This is a genomic window from Bacillus sp. 05T31 (assembly GCF_056396725.1).
This window is the reverse complement of record NZ_JBFTMA010000139.1, coordinates 1-8,165: the sequence shown is the minus strand read 5'-3', so window position 1 is coordinate 8,165 and position 8,165 is coordinate 1. Positions and strand designations below refer to the sequence as shown.

Annotated in this window: 7 protein-coding genes, 1 tRNA gene and 1 other annotated feature; of the genes, 1 reads left to right on the top strand and 7 read right to left on the bottom strand. The window is 37.4% G+C overall.

All coding sequences use genetic code 11. The features are described 5' to 3' along the window. Positions 1 to 26 precede the first annotated feature (26 nt). From AC1DJR_RS11290 to guaB, 7 genes are all read right to left on the bottom strand, one after another. Positions 27 to 422: a sigma factor-like helix-turn-helix DNA-binding protein gene (locus AC1DJR_RS11290; protein WP_044441762.1), complete on the bottom strand. Its 396-nt coding sequence runs from the start codon at positions 420 to 422 to the stop codon at positions 27 to 29. 166 nt (positions 423 to 588) lie between these two features. After that, positions 589 to 681 (bottom strand) — tRNA-Ser (locus AC1DJR_RS11285). A 154-nt stretch (positions 682 to 835) separates the two neighbouring features. Then, positions 836 to 2,110, bottom strand: a complete 1,275-nt coding sequence (serS, locus tag AC1DJR_RS11280) for a serine--tRNA ligase (protein WP_002009617.1) — start codon at positions 2,108 to 2,110, stop codon at positions 836 to 838. Between the two features lie 51 nt (positions 2,111 to 2,161). Then, positions 2,162 to 2,382 (bottom strand) — a binding site (T-box leader). A 54-nt stretch (positions 2,383 to 2,436) separates the two neighbouring features. Then, entirely contained in the window at positions 2,437 to 3,027 is a 591-nt protein-coding gene (gene pdxT / locus AC1DJR_RS11275) for a pyridoxal 5'-phosphate synthase glutaminase subunit PdxT (RefSeq protein WP_002063361.1), read from the bottom strand. An 18-nt stretch (positions 3,028 to 3,045) separates the two neighbouring features. Further along, the gene (gene pdxS / locus AC1DJR_RS11270; protein WP_002009615.1) at positions 3,046 to 3,933 is read right to left on the bottom strand and encodes a pyridoxal 5'-phosphate synthase lyase subunit PdxS; all 888 of its coding nucleotides are present in this window, start codon (positions 3,931 to 3,933) and stop codon (positions 3,046 to 3,048) included. A 159-nt stretch (positions 3,934 to 4,092) separates the two neighbouring features. Continuing rightward, a complete protein-coding gene (locus AC1DJR_RS11265; protein ID WP_477002633.1) occupies positions 4,093 to 5,400 on the bottom strand; it encodes a serine hydrolase in 1,308 nt (435 codons plus the stop codon). A gap of 113 nt (positions 5,401 to 5,513) precedes the next feature. Next, positions 5,514 to 6,977, bottom strand: a complete 1,464-nt coding sequence (gene guaB, locus AC1DJR_RS11260; RefSeq protein ID WP_060751900.1) for an IMP dehydrogenase — start codon at positions 6,975 to 6,977, stop codon at positions 5,514 to 5,516. A 115-nt stretch (positions 6,978 to 7,092) separates the two neighbouring features. On the opposite strand from guaB, the gene AC1DJR_RS11255 reads away from it, so the two are divergent. Beyond that, on the top strand, positions 7,093 to 8,094 hold the full coding sequence (locus AC1DJR_RS11255) for a YaaC family protein (protein WP_477002632.1): 1,002 nt from the start codon (positions 7,093 to 7,095) through the stop codon (positions 8,092 to 8,094). Positions 8,095 to 8,165: the final 71 nt, after the last annotated feature.

The window sequence follows — 8,165 nt, the reverse complement described above, 5'->3', positions numbered from 1 at the left end:
GCATATGCACGGGTTTTCCTATGAAATTACTTTTTCTTTTTTGTCGGAGCAATAATTTCACTCTCTGGCTTTCCAGCATTAATACGCTGACGAACAGTACTCGTACTAATATCATATGTTTCAGCAATCTCTTTAACAGTCAATTCTTTCCCATTAATTACTGCTGTTAGTAATTTCCCTGTACGTTTTGGAGTTACTTCTTTTTGCGCAGCTGGTTTTTCAGCTTCTTTTGGTACCTCTACTTTTTTTGCAACCTGTTTTACATCACAAGTGCAACCACAAAGTTTACGGAATGTATCATCACTTATAATGCGCGACACATTTGCACCACTGTTTAAAATTCTATTGTTCTTACAGACAGGACATTGTACATAATATAAAGTTTTTCCATCTAAAGGAAACGTTTGTATAATAAGATCCAYGTTAACTCCTTTCATATCTATGAAGATAATCATCGGAATATGAGTGTGTAATAAGGACACTATATCCTTACATCATACTTTATGATTGGTTTTAAAATAAAAACTCGTTACGTGTTGGTAACGAGTTCTCCAATCTCCACTTATATGCGCTGTTGTCAATTATATCTGGAGGAGGTAGAGGGATTCGAACCCCCGCGCGACTCTCGCCGCCTGTCGGTTTTCAAGACCGATCCCTTCAGCCAGACTTGGGTATACCTCCATATTGACATCAAATATAATATCAAAAGAAAAACAGTTAGTCAACCCTACTATAATAAATTATGAGGAAAGGAAAATTTTACTTCCCCTCTCCTTTATGACACTGCTGACAACGTCCATAATTACCAATCACTCATACCGATGAATGTTTTAACTTATTTAATAACTGTTTTTCCTCCCATATAAGGGCGAAGAACTTCTGGAATTATAATTGTACCATCTTCTTGTTGGTAGTTCTCTAAAATAGCTGCCACTGTACGTCCAATTGCAAGACCAGATCCATTTAGTGTATGAACATGCTCCGGTTTACCATTTGGCTCACGACGGAAACGGATATTCGCGCGTCTCGCTTGGAATGCCTCAAAATTACTACAAGAAGAAATTTCACGATATGTACCATAGCTTGGAATCCATACTTCAATATCGTATTTCTTCGCTGCTGTAAATCCTAAATCTCCTGTACACATGCTCATAACGCGATATGGCAACTCTAATAATTGTAACACGCGCTCTGCATCATTTGTTAATTTTTCTAACTCTTCGTAAGAATCTTCTGGTTTCACGAACTTCACAAGTTCAACTTTATTAAATTGGTGTTGGCGAATTAAACCACGTGTATCACGACCAGCTGAACCTGCTTCAGAACGGAAGCATGAGCTAAACGCAGCATATCGTATCGGCAATTGCTCTTTACTCACAATCTCATCACGATGCATATTCGTTACAGGTACTTCAGCTGTTGGGATTAGGAAATAATCTTCACTTTCAATACGGAATGCATCTTCTTCAAACTTTGGAAGTTGTCCTGTTCCTGTCATACTTGCACGGTTTACCATATAAGGAGGCAATACTTCCTCATATCCATGCTCATCAGTATGAAGGTCAAGCATAAAGCTAATCAAAGCACGTTCTAATCTTGCACCAGCACCTTTGTAAAATACAAATCGGCTTCCTGTTACTTTCCCAGCACGTTCAAAATCTAAAATCCCTAAATCAGTAGCAAGGTCCCAATGCGGTTTTGGCTCATAAGTAAATTCTTTCACTTCTCCCCAAGTACGTGCTACTACGTTATCATCCTCTGTTTCACCTATTGGAGCAGATTCATGAGGGATATTTGGGATAGATAGCATTAATCTTTCTAAATCTTCTTCAACTGTACGAAGCTCATTATCAAGATCTTTTACTTTTTCCCCAACTTCACGCATTTCTAGAATTAGAGCTTCCGCATCTTTCTTTTCACGCTTTAATACTGAAATTTGTTGAGATACTTCGTTACGTTTACTTTTTAATTCTTCTGTTTGAACAAGTAGCTCTCTTCTTCTCGTATCAAGTTCTTCAAAACGACCAAAATCCGTTAAATCTTCGCCTCTATGCTGTAATTTTGCTTTTACTTCTTCAAAATTCGTACGTAAAAATTTAATATCAAGCATTATATACTCCTCCTTTTATTTTATAAAAYACAAAAAACTCCCGTCCCTATACAAAGGGACGRGAGTTAACCCGCGTTGCCACCCTAGTTGAAAGCATTACCGCTTTCCTCTCAAGTAGAAATAACGGCTCTTCACCGGGAATGTTTACTAATCAAAAGATATTCCACATTCCATTCCAGGATGGATTCACAAACTGTTTCTATCGATTTCCACCAACCATCGACTCTCTATAAGAAACAACATTTGTTACTACTTCCTATCAACACGCTTATTTTATAAAATTGTTATCATCAATTTACTATAATCTTATACAAGTTGCAAGTTACTTATACAACTTTTTTCATTTTCGCTTCTTTTACCATTTCTACAAAGTATGCTGTTACACGATGATCATCCGTTAATTCCGGATGGAAAGAAGCAGCTAAAAACGGCCCTTGCCTTACCGCTACCATTCGCTCGCCATGCATAGAAAGTACTTCAACATCATCAGCTACATTTACAACATACGGAGCACGGATAAATACACCAACAAAGTCTTCTCCCACACCTTTCATTGAAAGTGCAGCTTCAAAACTATCTTTTTGGCGTCCGAACGCATTGCGCTCAACCGTAATATCCATAGCACCAATATGTGCTTCTTCATAGCCAATAAGTGTTTTCGCAAGAAGAATCATTCCTGCACATGTACCAAACATTGGTTTACCAGACTTCGCAAATGTACGAAGAGGCTCCATGAAAGCATACTTATCAATAAGACGGCGCATTGTTGTACTTTCACCGCCTGGTAAAATAAGACCATCAATCTCTTCAAGTTGCTCTATACGCTTTACAACAACAGCTTCTGCACCACTTGCCTCAACTGATTTTACATGCTCACGAACTGCACCCTGAAGACCTAGTACACCGATTTTCACCATTTTAAAGATCTCCTTTAATTACCATCCACGCTCTTGCATGCGTTGTTCTGGTAATAACGTTGAAATTTCGATACCTTTCATTGCATTACCTAATCCTTTAGAAAGGCTTGCAATTAGTTCGTAATCTTCATAATGAGTCGTTGCTTCAACGATTGCACGTGCAAATTTCTCTGGGTTCTCTGATTTGAAGATACCAGATCCAACAAATACACCATCAGCACCAAGTTGCATCATTAACGCTGCATCTGCTGGTGTTGCTACACCACCTGCTGCAAAGTTTACAACTGGCAGGCGACCAAGGCGTTTAATTTCAAGTAGTACTTCATAAGGAGCACCAGTATTTTTTGCATATGTCATTAACTCATCTTCACGTAGACTTGCAACTTGACGGATTTCTGCATTGACTTGGCGCATATGACGCACTGCCTCTACAATGTTTCCTGTTCCAGGTTCACCTTTTGTACGAAGCATAGCTGCACCTTCTGCAATACGACGTGCAGCTTCTCCGATATCGCGGCAACCACATACAAACGGAACTGTGTAATCACGTTTATTTAAATGGTATACTTCATCAGCAGGAGTCAATACTTCACTCTCATCGATATAGTCTACCCCTAATGATTCTAATACACGTGCTTCTACAAGGTGACCGATACGACATTTTGCCATAACCGGAATTGATACAGCACCCATAACTTCTTCAACAATTGTTGGATCTGCCATACGAGAAACGCCACCTGCTGCACGAATATCTGCAGGTACACGCTCTAATGCCATAACAGCAACTGCGCCTGCCTCTTCTGCAATCCTTGCTTGCTCAGCGTTAACTACGTCCATAATAACGCCGCCTTTTTGCATTTCTGCCATTCCACGTTTTACACGTTCTGTCCCTGTTACATTTGTCATGTACAAAAACCCCCCTAGGTGAATTGCTTTCCCCGTTAAAGAAGAAAATTAAGAATACTCTTACATTCTACCACTAACTATCTGATGCTTGTCTACTACTTTTTCATAAAGTCGGTATGAAAAATAGGAATAAGAAAAAGCTCCTACAATGAGGAGCTTTTAAAACCAACCTTTTACTGTATCAATAGCACCATTCCACATACCACTAAAGAAAGAACCAATTCCGCGCATAGAACGTGTAAACCAGCCTGCCTCTTCTACTTCAGATTTTGTTACAAGGTCTACTTGTAATGATTTTCCTGATAAAAATCCAGGATCATTACTATCTTTAGACGTTACAACCATTTGTCCAAGTGCAACTCCCTTTTTCAGAGGTGCTTCTTGTCCCTTATTTCCTTCTTTAAATTCTGTTTTATAAACGTCTTTACTTCCCTTTGGCACCGGAAGTGAAACAGCTTGCTTCGTTTGAACTGMTACATCTTTATCTTTCGCATTTTCAACTCTTACTGTTTCTTTTCCTTTGACCGAAGAACCTTTTTCATACATTTTCTTCATTTCAAAGTTAGCAAAGCCATAATCATATAATTTCTTCGTCTCATCGAAACGCGCTGTATGAGAACTTGTTTTAATAACTACAGAAATAAAACGCATACCGTTTCGTTCAACCGTACCAGTGAAGCAGTCCCCTGCTTCTGGAGTTGATCCTGTTTTTAGACCATCTACTCCGTCATATTCTTTAACTAAACCCTTTAACATCCAGTTCCAGTTCGACATCCCAAATTTCTCTTTTTCTGGACGGAAAACTTTTTTCGGGATTTTTGCTGTATCTAACACTTTTGGATAATCTTTAATTAAATGTTGCGCTAAAGTTGCAACATCCTTCGCAGACATTTTATTTTCTTCATCCGGTGTTGTACCTTCAGGATGCATCCCTTTTAAATCTTTGTTCGTTAAACCCGTAGAATTAACAAATTTATAATTTTTCAATCCTAGTTCTTTCGCTTTATCATTCATCATTTTTACGAAATCTACTTCTTTACCTGCAATTGCTTCTGCTAATGCAATTGTTGCACCATTTGCAGAAAAGATTGCCATTGCCTCGTATAACTCTTTTACTGTATACAGGCCACCATTTTCTAATGCAACATTTGATAATGAAGCATCTTGTGAAATCTTATATGCATATTCAGAAACCTTAATTTTTTGATCCCACTTAAGTTTTCCTTTATCCACTGCTTCATGAACTAAATATTCACTCATCATCTTTGTCATACTAGCAATTGATAATAATTCATCTGCATTCTTTTGATATACAATTTTTCCAGAATTCGCTTCAACTAAAATCGCTGCACCTGCTTCAATGTTTAAAGCAGCTCCTGTTTCTGCTGATGCATTGCTATATGGTGCAAACATGCCAAAAGCTAGTGTAAGCACTGTTACCAACGCAATGAATCTTTTGCAAAACATACCTTTCACTTTTGCTACCCCCAATATCTATGTACTCACATAACCGTTATTCTAACATAATCAAAAAAAAATAGACAGAGATATCAAATCTCCGTCTATTTACATATAAGACATTATAATGAGTAGTTTGGAGCCTCTTTTGTAATCTGTACGTGATGAGGGTGGCTTTCACGTAAACCAGCACCCGACATACGAATGAACTGCGCATTCTCACGTAAGAATTCTAAATCCTGTGCTCCGCAGTATCCCATACCTGCACGTAATCCACCAACTAATTGATGAACTGTATCTGCTAAAGGTCCTTTATATGGTACTCGTCCTTCAATACCTTCTGGAACAAGTTTTTTGTTTCCTTCTTGGAAGTAGCGATCTTTACTTCCTTTTTCCATTGCTCCAACAGAACCCATACCACGATATACTTTAAATTGACGACCCTGGTAAATTTCAGTTTCTCCAGGGCTTTCAGCTACACCAGCGAACATACTACCTAGCATAACAACGTGTGCTCCTGCTGCTAAAGCTTTAACCATATCACCAGAGTACTTAACACCGCCATCTGCAATAACTGGRATGCCGTATTTACGGGCTTCAGTTGCACAATCATAAACTGCTGTTAATTGTGGTACACCAACCCCAGCTACAACACGCGTTGTACAAATAGATCCTGGTCCAATACCAACTTTAACTACATTTGCACCAGCTTCAATTAATGCTTTTGTTGCTTCAGCTGTAGCAACATTACCAGCAATAATATTTAGTGCTGGATATTTCGCGCGAACTTCTTTTACTTTTTCAATAACACCTTGAGAATGTCCATGAGCTGTATCAAGTACAATTGCATCTACACTCGCTTTTACTAATGCATCGATACGAAGCATTGCATCAGCCGTTACACCAACTGCTGCTCCAACCAATAAGCGTCCTTGCTTATCCTTTGCAGAGTTTGGAAATTCAATTACTTTTTCAATATCTTTTATTGTAATAAGCCCCTGTAATACACCGCTATTATCAACAAGAGGGAGCTTTTCAATTTTATACTTTTGTAAGATYTTTTCAGCTTCTCCTAGTGTAGTACCAACTGGGGCTGTAATTAACTGTTCTTTTGTCATTACGTCAGAAATTTTGATTGAGTAGTCTTGGATGAAACGCATATCACGGTTTGTAATAATACCAACTAATTTTCGCTCATCTAAATTATTTACAACTGGTACACCTGAGATACGGTATTTTCCCATAAGATGTTCCGCATCATATACTTGATGTTCTGGAGTTAAAAAGAATGGATCTGAAATAACGCCGCTTTCAGAGCGCTTTACTTTGTCAACTTGCTCTGCCTGGTGCTCAATAGACATATTCTTATGAATGATTCCTAAACCGCCTTGACGAGCCATTGCAATAGCCATATCGGCTTCTGTTACTGTATCCATTCCTGCACTAATTAACGGGATGTTTAACTGTAAGCTTTCAGATAAAACTGTTTTAACACTTACTTCTCTTGGTAATATATCTGATTTTGCTGGTACAAGTAATACRTCATCAAAAGTCAAACCTTCTTTAACAAATTTAGATTCCCACATAATTGTTCCCCCCATGATACCAGAAATTATTATTAGTAGCTTATCAATTGGTTAAAATACTGTCAAGAAAGTATAAATATGTTAGAATTTTTAGACAATAAAAGGAGCGTAATATATGCATCATACACCTTGTGCTTGGCAGCAGTTAAGTTTCTTCTTTTCATCTCAAAACGTACAACATTATCTTGCCCGTTGTTATGAAAAATCCTCGATTCAGGATGCCGAAAAAAAAAGTTTTGAAAATTGTTATCCATTTATTTATTACTTAGAACACGGTAAAAATTATTATGAATTATATAAAACAGCGCCATTTTCCATTCAGCCAATGCTGTTATTTTATGGGATGGGGCAACTTTTTAAAGCCTGTTTATTAACTATTAATCCAAACTATCCAGAATCAACAACCGTTTTAGCACATGGAGTGACAACCCGTAAACGAAAAAAACAAGGATATCAATTTTTAGAAGATGAAGTGAAAATACAGAAAAATGGACTATTTACTCACGCGGCAGAACAACTGTTTCACATGAAACACTTAGAAACAGAAAAGTTTAATATGTTAGAGCTAATGGGAAAAATCCCTGAATTACAACATTTATTTCGCTATAGTCAAAAAGGAACAACATTATATAAAATTGATTCAATAAATAAAAATGAACTCTCTTTTTCAGTCAACATACTAGATCGACTACATATGACTAAAGAGAGATTTTCTCGTTACATCGAAACAGCTTGTAAGCATTTATCAATACAACACGYACCTGAGAAAAACAATGAATTAAATGTGTTTTTTTCAGCACCTATTCAATCATGGAATCCTATGTATAGCACACCTTTATACTACGAGTATCTTACTGACACTTATTATTTACCACTTACGACTGACCCTAGAAACTCTAAGCCAGTGTTGCCTGAGCTTCTTGTTCATTATTTATTGCTCTATAATTTAAGTATGATTTCTAGGTATGAAACAGATTGGTGGTATGACTTACTTGGAAGCTATGGATCTGAAGATTATCCGTTTATTTATCAATTTCTCAATATTTCTGCTCAAAAAATCCCTTACTATATTTCAGCATTTTTACTAACGGAATCTAACCTATTTCATGGGAAATAAAAAAACACGAGTCAAATGACTCGTGTTTTTATCTTGCTTGGCGACGTCCTACTCTCACAGGGACAAGGTCC